Raw genomic sequence first — 20,180 nt, forward strand, 5'->3', positions numbered from 1 at the left:
GGCTATCTTTATGCCAACATTTGATCCAAACAATGCATTGATGCAAGACGCAGTAAACGGAAAGGTCCCAACTGAACAAGGTACTCTAGTTTTAAAAGAGTTTATGACTCAATCTGCTGTTACAAAACTCGCAAAATATGAAGAAATGACTAAGCCGGAGAAAGAATTCACATACTTGGCTTCTGGACCAGGGGCTTACTGGGTTGGAGAAGGCGAGAGAATCAAAACTTCTAAGGCCCAATGGTTAACAGCAAAAATGATTTCAAAGAAATTGGGTGTCATCATCCCTGTTTCTAAAGAATTCTTGCGTTATACCATCGCTGATTTCTTCACACAAATGCGCCCGGCTATCGCTGAAGCCTTTGCTATTAAATTCGATCAGGCTGCGTTATTCGGTGTCGATTCACCATTTGGTCAAGGTGTTTCTGTATTTGAAAAAATCAAGGAATCTGGTAACACTGTTGCTTTAAACTCACTTGGCAACCTATATGACGAGCTTAATGGAGTAATGGCGTTAGTTGAGGATGCGGATAAGGATGTAAACGGCTTTACAACAACACGCCGATTCCGTCAAAAACTTCGCGGTACTAAGGATGGTAACGGGCTTCCGATCTTCAACGATGCAACTGGCGGCGCAACTCAACAGGCGTTGGGTCTTCCGATCGGATATGCCGATTCTAAGTCATGGGATTACGAAAAAGCGGCATTACTTGCGGCTGACTGGAATTATACACGTTACGGCATTCCTCAAGGTATGGAATACAAGATCTCTGAGGATGCAACCTTGACAACAATTGTTGATGCTGATGGCAATCCAATCAACTTGTATGAGCGTGACATGGTTGCTCTTCGTGTCACTCAGCAAGTCGGTTTCATGACATTGACTGATGATGCGTTTGCAGCTATTACTCCAGCAACGGGGGCGTAAGTTTATGGGATACACATCTAAAAACTATAAGACTAATAACGGCGACAAATTGGTGATCGGCGGCGAATTAGAGATCAAATCAGGCGCAAAAGTGACCGGCTTGCCCGGTTCAACGCCTGCTGCTAAAAGCATCACTTCTCAAATGATTGGCGACGGAGAAGTGAAAAACATCAATATTGGTGATGGTTCTGTTCAAAGTCGAAATATTGGGTCCAGCAGTGTGCAAAACGCAAATATCGCTGCAAAGGCTGTTACGTTAGCTAAGCTTGGTGATGATGTAACTGCCAAACTCACTGATATTGAAAACCGCCTGAAAGCATTGGAAGGAGGGAGCGCGTGATATGAAAGCATCTAACGGTTCCAAAACAATTGAATGCACTGAAAAGGCTTTTGAGGTGGTTTACTCTCATATTGGGTTTAAGAGAGTGGATGAGGTCAAAAAGCCAGTTGCTGATCTTTTTGATATGACTGAGGCTAAACTGCAGAAAGTAAACAAAGATGAGATTATTGCTTTCTTGAAAGAGAATGAATACGAGTTTGATCCCAAAGCGCCTAAAGACGAACTGATCAGGATTGTCTTGGGTGAAGAGTAGGTGATTCAGTGGACATCGGACAAGTAAAACGAATGACAGGGATTAAGACAGATAGACATGATGAATATTTGTCTGAAATAGTCCCTATTTTGATTGAGTCTGCCAGTGATTTTTGTAGTAACACTTTCGATCCGGAGGCTTTGCCAGCTGGCGTGAAGCTTTTTGTTGCGAAGGCTGCAGAATATAACATGACTCCTTCTGGACTCTCGGGAAGAAGCATGGGGGATGTATCGTATTCGTACAATACAGAATTTCCTCGGTATATTACAAAGCACCTTACGCCATATCGAAGGCTGAGAGTTAAATGATTTATGAGGAATTTCCCCACGAAATCACGTTTCAGCGGATGGGCAAGGTGCCGGACGGCGGCGGTGGTTATGAAGAAGGGTACGTTGACTACATCACAACAGAAGCTTTAGTCAGTGGCGTCAGTTCCCGAGAGTTTTATCAGGCTCAGCAGCTACAAAACCCGGTTGAATGCAACGTGTATTTCCCTTATCGGACTGATATCGAGAAAACAATGAGGATCATTTACGAAAACAAGATCCTCATTCTCAAATCAGAGCCGATTGACCAAGGCGGTATGCATGAGGTCTTGAATCTTAAATGCCAGGTATCGGAGGTGCTTGAGTCTGATGGCGAGAGTTAGCGGCAGATGGGTCAGGCAAATGCGCAGAGCCACTGAAGAGTTCAGGAACAATGTGATTGAAGAAGCCAAACGGATTGTAACTGACACGGCCGAGCTGATTTACAGCAACGCTGTTTTAAATGCTCCAACTGCCATGATCGACGGCGGGAACTTGAAAAATTCAATAGAAATTGATTATCGTGACGGCGGCTTAACGGCCGTTATTTCTGTTGGTGCGGATTATGCAATTTATGTCGAATACGGTACCGGAATTTATGCGGAGGACGGGGGCGGCCGGCAAACTCCTTGGGTCTATTATGACACCAAGCTTAACCAATGGGTTATGACGCGGGGGATGCGAGCCCAGCCGTTTTGGAATCCGTCTATTGAGGAAGGTATGCGGTACTTCGCCAGTCAAATGTGATAGAAAGGGGCTGTCTTTATGCGGTCAGCCATGTGGCCGTTGCAAATGGCTATATTTCAAAGGCTATCAACTGATGAAGAGCTGAATGCACGAGTCACTGGTGTGCTTGATGCAGTCTCAAAAGATCAGAAAAAGCCATATGTGACAACAGGCGATGATGACGTTTCGCCTTTTGAAACAAAAACGTCTAAAGGTGAGATCATCAATGTTGTTCTCCATTGCTGGAGCGATTACAACGGCAAAAAAGAAGCAATGCAGATCCTTGATTTGATGCTGCAAGCAATAACGAGAGAGCCCCTAGAAATAGAGGGCTTTTCTTTATGCCGTTCTGAGATGCGCGGTATGCAGGTGATCACTGATATTGACGGATACACCAGACACGGCATTCTCAGGATGCGATACACAATAAACAATTGAGAGGATGAAGGAAATGCCAGAATTATTGAACGGTATTGATGAGGTTTACTTCGTTCAGCCGATGAATGCAACTGGAACAGAGGGTTTATTCATTGCGTTCCAAACAGAAGGCAACCATACAAAGGAACAAGATACAAAAGATGAATCAACAAAGTCTGGCCGAATCGTTGGTTACGGTCCTAAATCAGAGAACTTTGAGCTGACTTATTATGCTGCTACAAATGATCCAGGGCAATCTGCAATTGAAGATGCCTACGATAATGAAGAAACACTCCAGGTATGGAAAGTAAACCTGAATAAGAACGCAAACCAAAAGCATGATTCAGAATATGGGCATGCAATCATTGAGAGTTTAGAGAAAAGCGCTCCACAAGATGGATTTATTGAGGTTTCAACAACCTTGCCTGTACTCGGTAAGACTCGTAAAGGGGAACTTGATCCTCTGCCTCAAGAATTAATTGATCAGATCAGATCTTCTGCGGGTGCGAAAAAGTTCATGCAGTTTGGCGAGAACGGCAAAACAACAACTACACCCTAAGGCGCCCCAAAATCTATCGTTCACGGCTACTACTGACAGCGTGACCGTGAAGTGGGATGCGGTAGATGGGGCAACGTCATACAAAGTGTATAGAGGAGCGGACAAGAAGCTTGATGCTACTGTCACAGGCACATCCCACACACTGACAGGCATTGCGGCAGATACCCAGCTGACGGTCAATGTCTCAGCGGTTAACGATGCTGGGGAATCACCGATGACCGAGATTATTACGAGAACTCAAGCAACTGCGCCCTGATACACCCCGTAATATAACCATGACAAGCGTTACTTCAAATCAAGTGGGATTTAAATGGGACGCGGTGAAAGGGGCGACCTCGTACAACATTTACAGATATTATGCAAAGATAGCAACTGTCACGACAAACTCATATCTCTCCAACCCGACTCTTAAACCCGATAGTTCATACATTTTCAATGTTTCTGCGGTAAATACCGCAGGGGAATCGGCTTGGTCAGAGAAATTCACAATTCGCACAAATAAAGAAGAAGCATAAGAGCCCGGTTGTTACCAGGGCTCTTTTTAATATAAAAATTTGGAGGTTTTATATATGGCTCACTTAACAATTGACGGAAAAGATTATGCTGCACGTTGTGATTTCGCATTCGACAGAACAGCAAACGAGAAATATGCGAAAGAAGATAAAAACGGTGACAAATCAGGCGGTACATTAACGATTTACAACAGCTTACTGAATGATGATGCTGTTTATCTTTCTGCATTTTGGGATTGCGCACTTGCTCACTTGAAAAAAGGCAAGCCGTCTGTCGAGCAGATTGAGGATGCGATCGCCAAAATCATTGAAGAAGATGAAACTGGAAACGCCGTTGATGAGATGGTGAAAGAAGCTTTTAACACACTGGATTCAGCGGGTTTTTTCAAAGGAAAGATCCGTCAGCAATGGAAGATGATGAGCAAGCTGTCGAAACCGAAGAAGGCCAGCCCGAACGAGACTCCGGAAATCGAAGCGAAGCGTCTGGAGGAAGACGAAATGAACAAGGACATGCTGGAGACGATGGAAGAAGCGTACAAAGAGAAGACGGGATCGACTATCTCCAAGTAATTGAAAACGCGGCTCGTTGGATGGGTGTCTATGACAATGATGTCATTATGTCATGGACTCCAAACGAGTATAAACGAAAGCTAAAAGCAGCCAAACTGCGTGAAATTGACGAGATGGAAAAGTTGGCGAGAAATGCTATGTTTCATCGTTATGCATTAAACGAAAAGAGACCAAAAGAATCAAAGATGTTTGACGCTAGAAAAGCGCGCAGAGAGCTTGAGCGTTCTCTGACAAGCGAAGAAAACAAATGGCGTGAATCAGACGTAAACAAGCTTGGTCCGAGAGCCAAAGGCGTGCAGATGTTAAACGACGCTGTACGGTCTTATTTTGGAAGACAATCAAAAGAAAAGGGGTGAGGGCATGATCGAGAGGCTTACTGCTGTTGTAGAAGCTCAGACGCAGAGATTCAACAGAAGCATGGATCGGGTCAACGACATGATGCGGCGAATGGCTGATACCCATACTGTTGAAGTTGAAGCAGAAACCGCAAGCTTCCAAGCGCGAGTCAGACAAGCAGAGCAGCAGATCGACAACTTTATTCATCGGCATCAGAGAACCCGAGTCGATTTAGACGCAGACTCTGACGACGTACAAAGAGCAGTATCGGCGGCGCGAACAGAACTTGCATCATTGCCCAACAGGGTTACAACCAACATTAACGGGGATACTTCGGATTTAACTCGCGCAGTCGCTACTGCACAAACTGAGACGAGATCCTTACCAAACAGAGTATGGATTTTCATTGAAGCCCGTACGGATCGTTTCGAAAACTCTATGAATCGTCTGGCGAAAATCACTAACTCCGTTTCTACTGTCATAGGCCATTCACTTGCGGGGGCTTTCACATCTGCATTGCCAGCAATTTCTCCAGTTCTTGCCAGCATTACTGGCGCTATAGGTTCACTAGGTCCGATGCTTGGTGTGGCAGCTGGTGGAGTTATGGGGCTAGGGAGTGCTTTTGCAGTAGCAGGAACAGGAGCGGCTTCATTCGGGGCGCTGGCGGTTTCTTCATTAAGCGGTGTATTTAAAGCATCTGAGGACTTGAAAAAGCTTCAAGAAAAATTGGATGAAACCACTGACGCCAAGGAACGCGCAAAAATCATGGAGAAGATCAAGGTCATTCAGCAATCTCTTGGAAAAGAAGAGAAGAAGGCCCTTGATACTTTAGAAGATTTTAAAGCAAATTGGCAGAGCATCGCTCAATCTGTGCAGAAACCAATTTTAAAAACGTTCACGAGCTCGCTGACGACGTTCAAAGGCGTTCTGAATAGTTTAAGACCTATGTTCAAAAGCGTGGCAAATGGTGGCGTTACATTAGCTAAAAGCATGAATGCGGCGTTTAAAGATACTGACATGCGGCGCTTTATAGATTACATGAACAAAAATGCTGGTCAGGCTTTCGTTACGTTTGGGAAAATAGCCGGCAATGTCCTCAGAACAGTTATGAATTTGATTGTTGCTTTTGGACCTCTTGGGAACGACATGTCGGCCAGTTTGGAAAAGGCCACAGCTTCATGGGTGAAGTGGTCAGCCAATTTAGGTTCATCTGAGAAGTTCCAAACGTTTATTGAATATGTCAAAACGAACGGTCCTAAATTGCTGCAGATTATCCGGAACTTATCGGGCGGCTTGACTAAGTTATTCACCGGTTTTACTCCAATGTCTCAAGACATGATGACATCCCTTGTCAACATGACTAAAAGGTTTAATGAATGGGCCGGCAGCGTCACGAAAACGAAAGAATTTCAGTCGTTTATTGACTACATTAAAACGAACGGTCCGACTGTTTGGAGTACGATTGGTGAAATCGCCAAAACAATCATCAATTTGCTTGTTGGTATGGCTCCGTTAGGACAAACCATTTTACAAACAGTAAATAGTTTCTTGAAATTCACTAATGCAGCGATGCAAGCAAATCCTGCAATTGGTCAGTTTATCGCTGTTGGAATTTCATTAGTGGGAGCATTGAGAGCTATAGTTCCTGCTATGGTAGCTGTGAGTGCTGTTACAAATGGACTTAAAGATTTTAGGGATGCGGCACAATACCTAAGAACCTTTAAAGATACGGCTGCAGGGATAAAGCTAGCTGGACTTGTGACTCAATTAAAAACAGCCATTTTAGAAGTAGGACGATTCATTGCCAGATACACGGCCGCGGCTGCAGCATCCACAGCAAATGCAGTAAAGATGGCAGCATCTTGGACAGCGATGAAAATATCTGCTCTTGTATCTTCCCTAAAGAGCGGCATCGTTCAAATGGGTTTGTGGATCAAGAATATGACTGTTATGGCGGCGCAGTCGATTGCTCAGGCAACACGAACGGCAACAGCATGGACAATCATAAAAATAAGCTCTTTTGTAACTTCCCTTAGAGCTGGGATAGTGCAGATGGGACTTTGGATCAAACAGATGGTTCTCATGGCTGCTCAGTCTGTGGCACAAGCGGCACGTATGGCTGCGGCGTGGACGGCAGCGCAAATCAGTTCATTTGCATCTATGTTGGCAGCTGGAATAACTCAAATGATCGCCTTCGGTAAACGCCTTGTGATCCTTGCGGCTCAGGCGGCTGCAAACGCGGCGAGAATGGCAGCATCTTGGGTCATTGCTATGGGTCCTATTGGATGGATCACAGCGGCTGTAGTGGCTTTGGTTGTGCTCATCATTGCGAACTGGGATAAGATCAAGGCTTATACAATCAAAGTCTGGGGCGTTGTTTCTAAATGGCTTTCATCTGCTTGGACAGGGATTAAGAATGCGGCTTCGAAAGTATGGTCAGCTCTTGTTACCCTTATAAAGGCAAATTTCGAGTTGCAAAAAAAGATCGTCATGACCGTCTGGAATGCCGTAAAATCATTTGCTTCAAAAGTTTGGAACGGAATCAAAAACACCGTCACAAACATCTGGAATGGTTTGAAAAATGCGGCTTCAACAGCGTTTCTCTATATGAAAAACCAGATTGCAAACAGAATTCTGGCTACTAGAGAAAAAATACTCAGTGTATGGAACGCCATAAAAAGCAAAGTGTCTGCGATATGGAATGCACTAAAATCTGCAGCATCCAACGCTTTTTTGTACATGAAGAACCAAATAGCAAACCGGATTTTGGCGACACGTGAAAAAATCCTTAGCACTTGGAATGCAATCAAGAGTAAGGTTCAATCCATCTGGAATGGGATAAAATCAGCGGCGTCAAATGCGTTCCTCTACATGAAAAATCAGATCGCAAATCGCATAATTGCAACCCGAGAAAAGATAGTGAGTATCTGGAATAGCGTGATGAAGTTTTTCAAAGGCATCAACCTGAAAACCATTGGCCGCAATATTATCCAAGGCCTGATAAATGGTATTAGCGGAATGGCGGGGGCATTAGCCAGCAAAATTAAATCAATGGCAAATGCAATCCCTAACGGCATGAAAAAACTTCTAGGAATTCACTCGCCATCAAGGGTTATGCGCGATCAGGTCGGTTATCACGTCGGCACCGGTATGGCAGCCGGTATTGATAAGTCACAGGCCAAAGTAAAAGCGGCTGCGGCGAGAGCGGCAAAAGCGGCTCAAAAAGCTGCTGAAGTGAAAGTGACCAACAAAATTAAAAACGCTGAAGTTAAATATGACACCAAGAAAATGGGCGCTGACACTTATATCAAGACGTTGCAGAAAATCCAGAAGCAAAACAAGCTGACAAGCGAACAAAGCCGGAAAATCCAGCGTGAAATCTATCAAGCTGCTAAAAACGCCTCTGACAAACAGAAAAAGCTTTTGAAAGAGCAGCAACGCAAGCAAGCGAAGGCAAAGCTTGCGTACACCAAAAAGGTGTCTGATCAGATTAAACGAGCTGAGGCCAAGTACGATACAGGGAAAATCAGTGGTAACACATACGTCAAGACTCTCCAGAAGATCAGCAAGAAGAACAAACTGACTTCTGATCAGCAGATCAAGGTACAGCGTGAGATTTATCAAACTCAAAAAGCAATGGCTGATAAGGTCAGGAAGCAAAAAGAGAATGAGAGAAAAGCGGCAGATAAAATCAACAAAGGTATTCTCTCAGCCAATAACACATATCTATCCAAATTCAAAAGCATCAATGACAAACTAACCTCAGACATAAAAGCGGCAAATGATGCCTATAAGAAGGAGCTCCAAGACCGAACAAATGCGATTTACAACGCAATCGGTCTATTTGACGATGTTTCAAGCGAGAAGGTTAACGGTTCAAAGTTGACATCAAACCTTAAAAATCAGCTGGCGAAATTAAAGCAATTTGACAGCGATATCGCAAGCATCGCAGGCAGGGCACCAAAGGCATTCGCTGATGAACTGAAAGAAATGGGAGTCGGTTCAGCAGATCAGATCAATGCAATTGCCCGCATGACTTCGTCTGAATTAGATGAGTACGTAAGACTTTGGACAGAGAAGCATAAACTCGCAAGCACACAGGCGGCTCAGGAATTAACTGGCCTGAAGAATGAGACTGCCAAGAAAATCAATGAGCTTCGTTCAGCTGCCAATAAAGAACTGAGCCTCCTGAAGAGCGACTACATGAGAAAAATTGGCGAGCTCACTGTCAATGTGAAGCAGTTGGGCTCCCTGAAGAACAGCGGGAAGGCAATCGGCTATAACACGATAGCCGGCATTATTTCCGGAATGAGAAATATGAAAGGCGAGCTTGCGAAGGAAGCCAACACTATTGCCTCTACAATCGAGAAGACAATCAAGAAAAAGCTGAAGATCCATTCTCCTTCACGGTTAATGAGGGATCAAGTCGGTGTGATGGTGCCAGCGGGAATCGCAGTTGGTATCCAGAACGGTATCGGAACGGTTCAGCGGGCGATGACTGCTGTCAGCGATGCCATGTATATCGAGCAGAAAGATATGAATCTTGCGTACGATACATCCATATCTAGAAGCGATCTCGGCACTGTCAGAAAAGAACTAAGTGCAGATGTCAAAAACCTTGAGTTACCTGAAAAAACTATCATTGTGGAAATGGACAGTAAGAAAGTCGGACAGGGCGTTGAGAAGCCAGTAACAGACGCACAAAGAAGATCAAATGCAAGGAGGGTGAGATTTAATTGATCAACTATCAGGAGATTTTGCCCAACCAGTGGAGAATCACATTCAATGGGATCGATATTTCACCCTTCTTTTATGTGAAATCAACCACTGGGCGGGGAGTAATGAGCCGAGAGGTAAACACAGCCACGATCGGGAACCGTCCAGGCGGTTTCTATCGTGGCACCAGACTACCAATTAGAACGATAACTATAGACGTTCTTTTTGCATTCAGCAGTGAAGAGGAATTGAAGAAGAAGCAAGAAGAACTGACTTATATTCTCCATACAGACGAGCCGAAACCCCTCGTTTTCCATGATGAGCCCGACAGAACCTATTACGCAATATTTGAGAGTGTATCTGAAAGCGAGGAGCAGGGTGGCTTTCAACAGGCTACATTGACTTTTATCTGCCCTGATCCTAAAAAATATGGAGCGGCTGCGGAATCAGAACTAAATGCCGGGGTACAGGTTTTCACAAACCCGGGGTATGCGGAGATTGAACCAAAAATCGAATGCGTTTTTAAAGAGGCGGCCACTTCATATGAAGTGGCTATTTTAAATGGTGATGGATCTGTTTCTAAGAAAATAAAAGTTGTTTACAACTTCATCGCCGGCGACACTCTCATTATTGATTCATCAAAGAGAAAAGTGACATGCAGCGGTAAATTGATCATGACTGCTCTGCAAATACAATCTGAGTGGTTCACGCTGCCACCAAAAGTACCAACAAAATTGAAGTTAAGCCACGCAAGCAGCATCAAATTCGATGAGGCTTATTTGTAAGGGGGTCCGTTAATGGCTGACATGTATATTCTTTCACCAGATGATCAAGTGCTGACAGTGCTGTCCAGCGACGGACAAGAAGCGTGCAGATTTTGGGATGCCAAATACAAAGAAGAGCTGAATAAAGGCTCTTCTTTTTCTTTTGTAGCAGATGCTTCCCATCCTGATGCGCGCTATTTGTTTGAGGAGAATCAAGTCATTTTTAGAGATAAAGACGGCATTCTCCGATTGTTTGTAATCAAAGAGCTCGATGATACAGATGAAAACTCAGAGGTCAACACTCTAGTAACATGTGAAGCTGCCATGATGGAGTTGGCAGAAACCTTCGTGAAAGACTTCCGGCCAACTGACAAAACAGCACAATTTGTTTTAGACAACGTGCTTGCCCGTTCTCGGTGGGTTGCGGAGGTAAGTGCTGAACTCGGTACAAACTCCACTACGTTTTATAAGAAAACAGCTTTAGAATGTATCGCTGAAGTAATAAACATCTGGGGCGGCGAGCTTCAAGATTCTATCGAATTTGATGGAAACAAGATCACAAAGAGAATTATCAAGATATTGCCACGACGAGGAAAAGACAGCGGGAAACGCTTTGAGATAGATAAAGATACAGAGAATATCAAAAGGACAGTCATCAGCTACCCATTGACAGCTCTTTGGGGATATGGTGCATCTATTGCTTCAACGGATGATGACGGGGAAGAGACGGGCGGTTATTCGCGGTTTATTGACTTCTCAGAAGTAGAGTGGAAGAAATCAAAAGGTGATCCTGTTGATAAACCACTGGGGCAGGAATGGGTTGGAGATCCTGATCTATTAAAAAGGCTGGGACGCCTTAAAAACGGTGAATTAATCCACAGAGAAGGGCAATACAACAACGAAGACATCACTGATCCAGCTGAGCTTTTAAAAGCCACATACAACCATCTCATTACGACAGCATCAAAAACTGAGGTGAATTATGAGCTGTCAGTTCAATTGCTTCAGAATGTACCTGGTTATGAGCATGAGCACGTTGAGCTGGGCGATACGACAATTGCCATAGACCGAAACTTTGCTATTCCGATAGAAACGTCACAGCGTATCATATCAATGGAATATGACATAACAGATCCAGATAATACATGCGTTGTGGAAATAGGGCAGTTTTTATCAGTGCTCCAAGGTGATGATCGGATTAATCAGATAGAGAATATACTAGATAAAAATCGAGGTACTTGGGAGAGGAAGCCAGACGTTGCCGAAGTCACTGACGGCAGTTTCCCAGATAAAAAGCCACCAGTACCTAAAAATGTTGAAGTAAAGCCGATGTTTCAAAATATCACTTTAACGTGGGACTATGATCCATCTAGTTATATTGCTGCCTATGAAATTTATGCTTCTCAGATTAAAGGGTTTACACCTCTGACAGAAAACAGGATTTTTCGAGGGAAAACAAGCGGATATGAGCATTTTACAGGTGTGAATGAAGTTTGGTATTACCGTCTTCGAGCAATCAATACAAGAGGCACAGCAAGCGATTTTACAGATGAGTTCTCGGCCACTACCCATCGAATACTGACTGATGATATTTTATTTGGAGCAGTAACAGCAGACCGATTGGCGGACTTGGCAGTAACAGCAGATAAGCTCTCTCGTGATTTTTCAGAGGCTAATATTTTGCCGGGTTCATTGCTAAGAGCAAGCGACATTAACGGTCTTAATAGTGCCGGTATATCTGTCGTGAAAAACGGCGAGCACAATGAATTAACAGCAACTAAAACGAAAACGGATAACGCCTTATTCGGAATAAGTACATCACCAAGAAAAACACTTTCTTTAGTAAAGGGTCAGACTTATACCATCTCATTTGAGCTAAAACGCGGTGATATACCTGGCATAACTTATTTAAATTTCAGATCCACTAATTCAAGCTCTGAAAATAACCTGATAAATACATCAAGCATTTCAGATCTCACAAAAAATCCCGCCGATCAATTTGTGCGTGTTGATTTGTCCTTTGAATCACCATTATCAAGCGACACTATACATTTGTTGCTGGGTGGTAGCGTTGGAGACGTAGTTGCAGCTGGATCTTTTTCTATACGGAAACTTCAAATCAGAAGGGGCATTGTTAAAAAAGATTACACCTTCAGCCCTTTTGATGTTCTATTAACAGATGGTTCCGTTACATCTGATTTTATTGCTAATGCTGCTATTGGTTCTGCTCATATACAAAATGCAGCCATCAACTCAGCAAATATAGTTGATGCCGCAATCACATCGGCTAAAATTGCTGAAGCGGCCGTAGGTACTGCAGCAATTCAAAATGCAGCCATAACAAAAGCACATTTAAAAACAGCAATTATTGACACTGCACATATTATTGATGGGGCAATCACCAATGCAAAGATCGGGAGTTTGTCTGCGGACAAAATCACGTCAGGTACGATCAAAGCCATTGATATTATGGGGTCATTAATCAAGGGTGGACGCTTTGAACCGTTGAATGAATCAACCGCGTATACTTCTTATATCGAAGGCAATAAGATTTACCAACGCAGAAACTATTCGACTACTTCAACGCCTTTTGATAGATACGAAGAAATGAACATAACAAGTAGTAAGTTATCTCTGATTATGGGTAGTCGCGAGGGTGGAACTGATAAACCTTTACGCAATCTTGATCTTGAAGATGCATCTATAAAAATGACCAGTAACAAAACTGAAACGGGTTATGCATCTATGGACATTTTGTGTAATGACACAGTGTTGGGAGGCGCGCGCCCGTCGTCTCAATTAAGAATGAAAATTGGCGGTACAACAACGTTGAACGCTTGGTCAGGAACCAGCGGAACTGCCGATAAAAAATACAGCAACATTGACGCAAGGAATGCGGACTTTATGCAACTTCTAGGTCCGGAGATAGATATATTCGCCGATAACGCCATGCAATTAAGAGCCGGTAACGGCATCAACCTTAAAGTGACAGGAACAGGCGGCATAGATTTAGTGCCCGGAGGAGAAAACCCAGTGAGGATAAGAGCAGGGAACAATCCCGGTTCATATCAACCATTAATCTCTGCGCTTGTTGATTCTTCTATATCTAACATACACGGGGCATTACAAACAAATTTGAGCGTCAAACTGCAACAATTCAACGTGTATATGCCTTCCACTGGCAATGCGTACGCGGCGGCTTATGCTGATGTGCCACCGCCATACGATTCCGAAAATGTATTTCTGATTGTGCCTACGGTTTACGGATCTTATTCTGATCATGTCCATGCAACGATAACAACACAGTCAGCAAGCGGTAACTTCCGTTGTTATGTCAGGGGTACAGGTAGTTCTACAGCCATTCTTGGTAGGACATTTCCGGTCAGAGTAGTTATTTTCTACGAGGAAACATAAAGGAAGGAATAAAAATGATTGAATACAGATACCAAAATAACTCATGGTTTTTCACATCTGAAATCAAAGAAACGGATACAGGAATAGAAATTTCTGCGGGCGAGCTACGACACAAAGGAGAAGTCTATCCATTGGAAGCGGTTAGTTTCGATTTAACGCCAGATGATACTTTTCCGGTGGAATACACTCTGTATATGCATATGAACAAAGAAACAAAAATTGTTTCCTGGAGCCTTTGTAAATGCTATCTGGACGGAACTACGTTCTGCGATTATTACGGCTCTGATCAGCTTATTCATTTCCCGGTATCAGTAAGGGTATCGCCGGACGGTACAAGAGAAGGCACAATTTTGATGTGCAGAGAAGAGGAGGAAGCAAAAAATGAAGCTTGAGCCGATTATTATAAACCCTAATCCAATTTCAAAAGAAGAAAAAACTGAAGTTGAACAGTTAAAAGAACAAATATTGGATCTTCAACGTGTATGCAATGTCTTAATGGCGAATCAATCGTAATACTCGGAGGGAAGCCCTATGGAAAGTCGAAGTACACTGTACGGGTTTTTTGAGGATTGTTGGAGAAACGGGACTGTCTTAACCATCGAAATGAAACAAGCTGTTGAAAAAGGCAGAATAACTCAATCAGAATACGATCAAATTACTGCGATGGAACGCGGCGACGCGTATCCTGATCAAGTATAAAGGAGTGTTCAGAATGCAAGAAATGACGAAAGAGCAACTTCAGGAACAGCTGCAGATTGAAAGCTATAAATCTGTCTCATTACAACAAGAATTGGATCAAAAGAATAGAGAGCTTGCAGAATATAAAGCTCTGTATACCTTTACAGCAAAGAAACTAGATGAGTTGGCACAACAGCTAAATGAAGGACAATCAGACCAAGACAATGTAAGCGAACCAGAAAGCACACCTGTAAACGCATAGGTGTTTTTATTTTGCCTCAAAGGAGGTGAAATCGAATGAAATAGATAAAAGGGGGGCGTACTAATGTCACAATTGACGGAGGTACCGGATGTGAATGTGTTTCAGCAGGATTTAACAGTCATGAAAGGTGAGCATAAAGCGCTTGAGCAGCGAGTTTCCGCACTGGAAAGAGTATCTGACCGACAAGACCAGCAAATCATGACGCTAAACGAAAAGCTCAACAAAATTGAAGAGAACACAACTTGGATCAAGCGCACAATCACGGGTGCTATCATTACAGCGATTTCCACCGGAGTTATAGGGGGAGCAATCGCTATTTTTTATACCGTTTTGCAAAAATAAGGAGGAATACACAATATGAAAAACTTCGACAAAGGCACGGTCGTCCGGACGGTGCTTCTTTTAATTGCGCTGATTAACCAAACAATGCTGATGTTCGGTAAATCGCCTTTGGATATCACAGATGCACAAGTGAATCAGCTTGCAGATGCTTTGTACACTGCCGGCTCTCTGCTCTTCACAATCGGCACGACACTTGCTGCATGGTTCAAAAACAACTATGTGACTGCCAAAGGACACAAGCAAAAAGCGGTTTTAAAACAAAATAATCTTACAAAATGAGCTGCCAGCTGGCGGCTCTTTCTAATTTAAAAACAGAATAGGAGAGATTTTCATGACAATTGTAGTGAAAAAGAACCTTGTATCAGAAGCAAAATACGCTTTGAAATGTCCTAATCCGATGACCGCGGAATACATCACCATTCATAACACTTACAATGATGCATCTGCTGCTAATGAGGTCAGCTACATGATTGGAAACACCAGTTCAACGAGCTTTCACTTTGCTGTTGATGATAAAGAGGTAAGGCAGGGCATCCCAACAGATCGCAATGCATGGCACACAGGAGATGGAACGAACGGTACAGGGAATCGAAAGTCGATTGGTGTCGAAATTTGTTATAGCAAGTCGGGAGGCGCTAAATACTACGCTGCTGAAAAGTTGGCAATAAAGTTTGTGGCGCAGCTACTTAAAGAACGCGGCTGGGGTATTGATCGTGTACGAAAGCATCAAGACTGGAGCGGAAAGTATTGCCCGCATCGCATCTTATCGGAAGGGCGCTGGAATGAGGTCAAAGCGGCGATTGATGCTGAATTAAAAGCGCTTGGCGGCAAAACATCAAGTAGAAAAACAACTTCGTCCAAGGCAGTGAAAAAACCAAGCTCAAGTAAAAAGAAATCATCTTTCAATCTGCCTTCCGGCATTTTCAAAGTGAAGAGCCCATTGATGCACAGCGATGCCGTCAAGCAGATCCAAACAGCGCTGGCTGCGTTGCATTTCTATCCGGATAAGAAAGCCAAAAACTTCGGTATCGATAGCTATTACGGACCGAAAACTGCCGATGCCGTAAGACGGTTCCAGCTAATGAATGGATTAAAGGCTGACGGCATTTATGGGCCTAAGACTAAAGCGAAACTTGAAGAGAAATTATAAAAAATTAACCCCCTTCTGTTGTAGAAGGGGGTTAAAATTCATTTTATCAATTTTCTTGTGGAGCAATCTTTGCCACTGGAGCACCACAGAGTAGGAAGAATGCAAATACTGCTGGTGGGGAAACTGCTAAACCTATAGTTCCTAGAAATCCTACAACAGTCAACCAATCGCCATTTTGAATGGCTTTTTGAACTTGGTTCAAAGCACCTTTACTTAAGTTAAGTGCATCTTCTAAACAACCTTGAACACTACTGATTTTGACATCCGTATAATTATATTCCTTATTCATATAATTAGCGAAAGCGATCATGCCCTCTTTTTGACCTGGAGGATAAGGAGCTTTTTCAAGCTCGTCCTCATTGACTGTATACCCCTTCTCTTTGTCAAAAACTAAAATTTTAGTAAAGATGTACTCAACTTCTGCTACAGACTTTTCAATTTGTTCTTCAGTTAAGCCATCTAAACCGTCCTCCGGATTCAATTCTGTTGCTGAAGCTGCTGGTGCTATTGTGGCAATAGCAAGAAAGAAAACCGACGCCAGAAAAAACAATCTTTTCAACATGTGTGAACTCCCCCTTTTTTGAAATGGTAAAGCAATTTAATGGTAACATACATTTTTTCAAGAAAAAGGGAATTTAATTTAGAATTAAGCAAATTTGACATAATAAGTCATATATCGACAGAAGATTGTTACCATAAATGCAAAGCAAGAAACGAAAGTGCCCATGCAAATATGCCGAACATTACAAAGAACCTGAGAAAAGTTTCATATTTTGTAAGTTTTCGTTCTTTTTTTGTTTTACCTAATCTCCAATAAAGGGCGTAGCCGGAGAACAATAAAATTATTTGTCCCAGTTGAGACACGGACTCTAAAAACTCTATACCATTCATTGATTTCACCTCTTATTTAATTATCGCAGACGGAAAAACCGTTTCCAACAGTTATATAAAAATTGAGCAATCAGTAATATGTCTAATGGTATAAGAAGCAACGTTTCCCTTATTCATATGAAGCGCAGTTCCTGCCGGAGTGTAATAAAACTGCTCTAAGAATTGTTCGATCCATGTTTGTTTCTTCTGATCTCATTTATAACCAATCCAATTGATAAATAAAGTCCAACTCATATGAATTGGGCTTTTTTAAATAATCCATATTTTCATTTCTTATCCCCAAAAATCAAAGCAAAGGAATTTTTTTGTGATATCTATTTACAACGGTCAACAGATATTGTATAATTAAGGTATAGAAAGGAGGTGCTGAAGTGGACGAGGTAAGAAACTGGATTCTTGCTATCGCTGGTATCGTGACCATCATCAAACACATCTACGACATATGGCAGAAGGAAAGCGAAAAGCATAGCAAGAAAAAGAAAAAGCGCTCCCGCCGGACAAGCAAGAAGCGCTGATACTAGTGAGACAAGGGGAGAAATCCCCTTGCTCATACATTATATCACGTCCACGATAGTATGAAAAAATATTTTAAGCAATACAGCACAGGTGACTTTGCCGTTTTGCTCATATTGGTTGCCGGGATCGTTGCAATTGATCTAACCGATGAGGGTATGTCTGGAAAGATTGCGCATACTGTATTGATGACAGCCGTTATTATTACCTTGTTAAAAGGATTCATTATGATGTGGAGAGAAAACCGACATGAAAGAAAGCGAAAAAATTAAGTTTATCCAGGAAGAAGTTTTGACTGCAGCGGAAGCGGGGGAGCTGCTTGGAGTCACCCGGCAGCGTTTAAGCACCCTTGTGACTTCCGGAAAGCTCAAGCCGGTTAAAAAGGTTGGAACAGTCGCATTGTTTTTGCTTGGACATGTACAAGCCCTAAAAAAAGAATTAGAAGCCGGCCGGAAGAAATACCGGCCGTATGATTAATAGGTACTTTCAATGACATGTAAGTAACAATTCCTTTTTCTTTACAGAATATGATATAATTTCCCTATAAACTTTTGGGGGGATATTGTTGAATTTAGAAGAATTAATTGAAGAATATGAAATACCTGTCGTGCAAATAGACGATAAACGAAAATATTGGCTAGTTCGTACACAATCCGGAGAGTATTATGAACAATTTTATTTTGAAAATTTTATATCAGTTGGATGGGACGAATTTAATGATATTGAAAAATTTAAAACAGCTGATAAGTCTGTAATTATTAAAGAAATTGAAAAAGCATATCCAGAAAATAAAAAACCCGGACTAATTTATAGCCAAATAAAACGATTTTTGTTTGAACTCTCCCCTGGAGATGTTGTGATGATTCCAAGTCCAAACTCAACCAGAATATCATTTGGAATTATTTTGTCTGATGTAGAAATTAAAAATATTAGCGAGACTGATATTGAAGAAGGGGAATGTCCATTTACAAAAAGAAGAAATGTAAAATGGCTAAAAACTATTAGAAGGGCAGAACTCGATCCATATTTATATAAAATGATGCATACACACCTTACTATTAGTAATGCAACAGAATACGCAGAAGTAATAGATAGAACACTGCATTCTTTTTATATTAAAAAAGGTACTGCCCATTTAGTATTAGAAGTCAAACAAGAGAATGACATTCCAGCTATGGATTTAATAAACGGCATTAATAACATCCTAGATATTGTACCACTTCTTAAAAATCCTCAAGACGAAAATGTGGATTTTAATAAAAGTGATATTGATTTAAAGTTAAGAGTTCAGTCACCTGGCGTGATTGAATTTATTTCCAATGATGTTCCTTGGGCTATTTTTGGTATAGGAATTGTATTAACTTTTGTTGTTGGAGGCACAATTAAGGGATCATTCACAAAAGAAAAGACAGAAGTGGAAGCATCTTCACAAGGACTAATTGAGAAAATTTTAAAATTGAGGAAACAAAAAGATTCTCATAAATTAAAAGAGTTAGACCTAATACGAACTATTGAAAGTTTAAAGTTGCAACTTCCTGAAGAAACAAAAAATCTTCCTAAAAAAGACTCTAAGGAAGATTAAAAATTACTGGTATGGAGTTGATATCCTTACATAACGCTTCATAAATAAAAGTGTAGTAAAGGTATATATTAATATGTGAATAGGAAATTTTAGTATCTTTAACTCGTTTAGAGATAATAATAGACCAATGGTGTATTTTTGAAATAGATAAAGACCCCCAAATACAAGCATAAAGGTACCAATTAACGAAAGTGCATGAAATGTTTTCCTTAATATTGGGTTTAATATTAATACTTCTTTCACCATTGGTCACTTCCTTAGTTGAATTTTGTTTATGCTATACAATATTATGATATCATTGTCAACAGTTTTTTGCAACTTTTATTTGAAGACTTTTTATGCCACTCAAAATCAGTCATTGGATCATCTTCCAACTTCATATGCCCCAACGGATAAAAGAGAATCAAATGCAATAAACCACATATCACCTTTTAAATCCTTTACATGGAGCTTCTGTTTCACTTCGTTTATGTAATGCACATGCCCTGTTACATCTTCAATAAAGCCGTCTCTGTATATACTGATGATCAGAACCGAGTTGAATTCCATCGCTTCGCAAATAGTGCGTGCCATCTCCTCCAGCTGGTATTCATCGAGAATGGGTTTTTCGATTTTCTGAACTTCTCTCTTTCTGTTTAAAAGGGCAGCCCTTTGCTCAGGTAATATGAATTTTTGTTCCCATCTCTTGTCGTAAATTCCTTGACTCATTCCGATCATCTCCTTGAATAAATTATATGCGAACAAACGTTCTTTAATCAATGGAGAAAATATTGGTAAGCCTGTGAATTCTACTCATTGGTTTTAAATGGGAAATTGTTGGCGAGTTGTTGCCCAAACCTGCCAACAATTAATATTTTTATTCAGAAGGGATCAGACATCTATTTTGAAATCCCTTGGGGTATAAGTATTTGTCAGGAATAAA

Annotated in this window: 29 protein-coding genes; 26 read left to right on the forward strand and 3 right to left on the reverse strand. The window is 41.8% G+C overall.

Features of this window, described 5'->3' with window-relative positions; all coding sequences use genetic code 11:
- The first annotated feature begins 10 nt into the window (after positions 1-10).
- From NYE20_RS06685 to NYE20_RS06790, 22 genes are all read left to right on the forward strand, one after another.
- Entirely contained in the window at positions 11-928 is a 918-nt protein-coding gene (locus NYE20_RS06685) for a phage major capsid protein (protein WP_061187156.1), read from the forward strand.
- 4 nt (positions 929-932) lie between these two features.
- Positions 933-1,268 carry a hypothetical protein gene (locus NYE20_RS06690; RefSeq protein ID WP_061187157.1) on the forward strand — a complete coding sequence of 112 codons (336 nt, stop codon included), beginning with the start codon at positions 933-935 and terminating at the stop codon, positions 1,266-1,268.
- 1 nt (position 1,269) lies between these two features.
- The gene (locus NYE20_RS06695) at positions 1,270-1,521 is read left to right on the forward strand and encodes a hypothetical protein (protein WP_061187158.1); all 252 of its coding nucleotides are present in this window, start codon (positions 1,270-1,272) and stop codon (positions 1,519-1,521) included.
- A gap of 8 nt (positions 1,522-1,529) precedes the next feature.
- Complete coding sequence (locus NYE20_RS06700) at positions 1,530-1,829, forward strand: phage head-tail connector protein (protein ID WP_061187159.1); 300 nt, start codon at positions 1,530-1,532, stop codon at positions 1,827-1,829.
- Positions 1,826-2,170, forward strand: a complete 345-nt coding sequence (locus NYE20_RS06705) for a phage head closure protein (RefSeq protein WP_061187160.1) — start codon at positions 1,826-1,828, stop codon at positions 2,168-2,170. The genes NYE20_RS06700 and NYE20_RS06705 overlap by 4 nt, the downstream gene beginning before the upstream one ends.
- Complete coding sequence (locus tag NYE20_RS06710; RefSeq protein ID WP_010329802.1) at positions 2,157-2,573, forward strand: HK97 gp10 family phage protein; 417 nt, start codon at positions 2,157-2,159, stop codon at positions 2,571-2,573. Before NYE20_RS06705 ends, NYE20_RS06710 begins: the two co-directional genes overlap by 14 nt.
- An 18-nt stretch (positions 2,574-2,591) precedes the next feature.
- On the forward strand, positions 2,592-2,990 hold the full coding sequence (locus NYE20_RS06715; protein WP_061187161.1) for a DUF3168 domain-containing protein: 399 nt from the start codon (positions 2,592-2,594) through the stop codon (positions 2,988-2,990).
- 13 nt (positions 2,991-3,003) lie between these two features.
- Positions 3,004-3,528, forward strand: a complete 525-nt coding sequence (locus NYE20_RS06720; RefSeq protein WP_061187162.1) for a phage major tail protein, TP901-1 family — start codon at positions 3,004-3,006, stop codon at positions 3,526-3,528.
- Complete coding sequence (locus tag NYE20_RS06725) at positions 3,494-3,784, forward strand: fibronectin type III domain-containing protein (protein ID WP_061187163.1); 291 nt, start codon at positions 3,494-3,496, stop codon at positions 3,782-3,784. Before NYE20_RS06720 ends, NYE20_RS06725 begins: the two co-directional genes overlap by 35 nt.
- 13 nt (positions 3,785-3,797) lie before the next feature.
- Positions 3,798-4,043 carry a fibronectin type III domain-containing protein gene (locus NYE20_RS06730; RefSeq protein WP_268475849.1) on the forward strand — a complete coding sequence of 82 codons (246 nt, stop codon included), beginning with the start codon at positions 3,798-3,800 and terminating at the stop codon, positions 4,041-4,043.
- Positions 4,044-4,097: 54 nt separating this feature from the next.
- Positions 4,098-4,610, forward strand: a complete 513-nt coding sequence (locus NYE20_RS06735; RefSeq protein ID WP_061187164.1) for a tail assembly chaperone — start codon at positions 4,098-4,100, stop codon at positions 4,608-4,610.
- Positions 4,611-4,630: 20 nt separating this feature from the next.
- The gene (locus tag NYE20_RS06740; protein ID WP_250622363.1) at positions 4,631-4,966 is read left to right on the forward strand and encodes a hypothetical protein; all 336 of its coding nucleotides are present in this window, start codon (positions 4,631-4,633) and stop codon (positions 4,964-4,966) included.
- 4 nt (positions 4,967-4,970) lie between these two features.
- Positions 4,971-9,686 (forward strand): hypothetical protein, encoded by a 4,716-nt coding sequence (locus NYE20_RS06745; RefSeq protein ID WP_161621499.1) that lies wholly within the window; start codon positions 4,971-4,973, stop codon positions 9,684-9,686.
- Positions 9,683-10,447, forward strand: a complete 765-nt coding sequence (locus NYE20_RS06750) for a distal tail protein Dit (protein ID WP_061187166.1) — start codon at positions 9,683-9,685, stop codon at positions 10,445-10,447. The genes NYE20_RS06745 and NYE20_RS06750 overlap by 4 nt, the downstream gene beginning before the upstream one ends.
- A gap of 12 nt (positions 10,448-10,459) precedes the next feature.
- Positions 10,460-13,840 carry a phage tail spike protein gene (locus NYE20_RS06755; RefSeq protein WP_161621500.1) on the forward strand — a complete coding sequence of 1,127 codons (3,381 nt, stop codon included), beginning with the start codon at positions 10,460-10,462 and terminating at the stop codon, positions 13,838-13,840.
- Positions 13,841-13,854: 14 nt separating this feature from the next.
- The gene (locus NYE20_RS06760; protein WP_161621501.1) at positions 13,855-14,232 is read left to right on the forward strand and encodes a hypothetical protein; all 378 of its coding nucleotides are present in this window, start codon (positions 13,855-13,857) and stop codon (positions 14,230-14,232) included.
- On the forward strand, positions 14,222-14,353 hold the full coding sequence (locus NYE20_RS06765; RefSeq protein WP_277814725.1) for a hypothetical protein: 132 nt from the start codon (positions 14,222-14,224) through the stop codon (positions 14,351-14,353). The genes NYE20_RS06760 and NYE20_RS06765 overlap by 11 nt, the downstream gene beginning before the upstream one ends.
- Positions 14,354-14,371: 18 nt before the next feature.
- Complete coding sequence (locus tag NYE20_RS06770; protein WP_161621502.1) at positions 14,372-14,539, forward strand: XkdX family protein; 168 nt, start codon at positions 14,372-14,374, stop codon at positions 14,537-14,539.
- A 13-nt stretch (positions 14,540-14,552) separates the two neighbouring features.
- Positions 14,553-14,780: a hypothetical protein gene (locus NYE20_RS06775; RefSeq protein WP_161621503.1), complete on the forward strand. Its 228-nt coding sequence runs from the start codon at positions 14,553-14,555 to the stop codon at positions 14,778-14,780.
- Positions 14,781-14,852: 72 nt separating this feature from the next.
- Positions 14,853-15,122, forward strand: coding sequence for a hemolysin XhlA family protein (locus NYE20_RS06780; RefSeq protein ID WP_161621795.1), 270 nt, complete (start codon positions 14,853-14,855; stop codon positions 15,120-15,122).
- 15 nt (positions 15,123-15,137) lie between these two features.
- The gene (locus tag NYE20_RS06785) at positions 15,138-15,401 is read left to right on the forward strand and encodes a phage holin (RefSeq protein WP_072566752.1); all 264 of its coding nucleotides are present in this window, start codon (positions 15,138-15,140) and stop codon (positions 15,399-15,401) included.
- Positions 15,402-15,453: 52 nt separating this feature from the next.
- A complete protein-coding gene (locus tag NYE20_RS06790) occupies positions 15,454-16,272 on the forward strand; it encodes an N-acetylmuramoyl-L-alanine amidase (protein WP_161621504.1) in 819 nt (272 codons plus the stop codon).
- Between the two features lie 46 nt (positions 16,273-16,318).
- On the opposite strand, the gene NYE20_RS06795 is transcribed toward NYE20_RS06790, so the two are convergent.
- Positions 16,319-16,834, reverse strand: coding sequence for a hypothetical protein (locus NYE20_RS06795; protein WP_161621505.1), 516 nt, complete (start codon positions 16,832-16,834; stop codon positions 16,319-16,321).
- 128 nt (positions 16,835-16,962) lie between these two features.
- Positions 16,963-17,163, reverse strand: a complete 201-nt coding sequence (locus NYE20_RS06800) for a hypothetical protein (RefSeq protein ID WP_015715692.1) — start codon at positions 17,161-17,163, stop codon at positions 16,963-16,965.
- 371 nt (positions 17,164-17,534) lie between these two features.
- Between NYE20_RS06800 and NYE20_RS06805 the strand changes: the two genes are divergently transcribed.
- From NYE20_RS06805 to NYE20_RS06820, 4 genes are all read left to right on the forward strand, one after another.
- A complete protein-coding gene (locus NYE20_RS06805; protein ID WP_015715414.1) occupies positions 17,535-17,678 on the forward strand; it encodes a hypothetical protein in 144 nt (47 codons plus the stop codon).
- 60 nt (positions 17,679-17,738) lie between these two features.
- Entirely contained in the window at positions 17,739-17,948 is a 210-nt protein-coding gene (locus tag NYE20_RS06810) for a hypothetical protein (RefSeq protein WP_202629483.1), read from the forward strand.
- Complete coding sequence (locus NYE20_RS06815; protein WP_161621506.1) at positions 17,926-18,153, forward strand: helix-turn-helix domain-containing protein; 228 nt, start codon at positions 17,926-17,928, stop codon at positions 18,151-18,153. Before NYE20_RS06810 ends, NYE20_RS06815 begins: the two co-directional genes overlap by 23 nt.
- An 88-nt stretch (positions 18,154-18,241) precedes the next feature.
- The gene (locus tag NYE20_RS06820) at positions 18,242-19,258 is read left to right on the forward strand and encodes a hypothetical protein (protein ID WP_161621507.1); all 1,017 of its coding nucleotides are present in this window, start codon (positions 18,242-18,244) and stop codon (positions 19,256-19,258) included.
- A gap of 363 nt (positions 19,259-19,621) precedes the next feature.
- Here NYE20_RS06820 and NYE20_RS06825 read toward each other — a convergent pair whose 3' ends face one another.
- Positions 19,622-19,966 carry a YolD-like family protein gene (locus tag NYE20_RS06825; protein WP_161621508.1) on the reverse strand — a complete coding sequence of 115 codons (345 nt, stop codon included), beginning with the start codon at positions 19,964-19,966 and terminating at the stop codon, positions 19,622-19,624.
- Positions 19,967-20,180 lie beyond the last annotated feature (214 nt).

The sequence above is a fragment of the Bacillus sp. FSL R5-0416 genome (genome assembly GCF_037975425.1).
Taxonomy (GTDB): Bacteria; Bacillota; Bacilli; order Bacillales; family Bacillaceae; genus Bacillus; species Bacillus subtilis.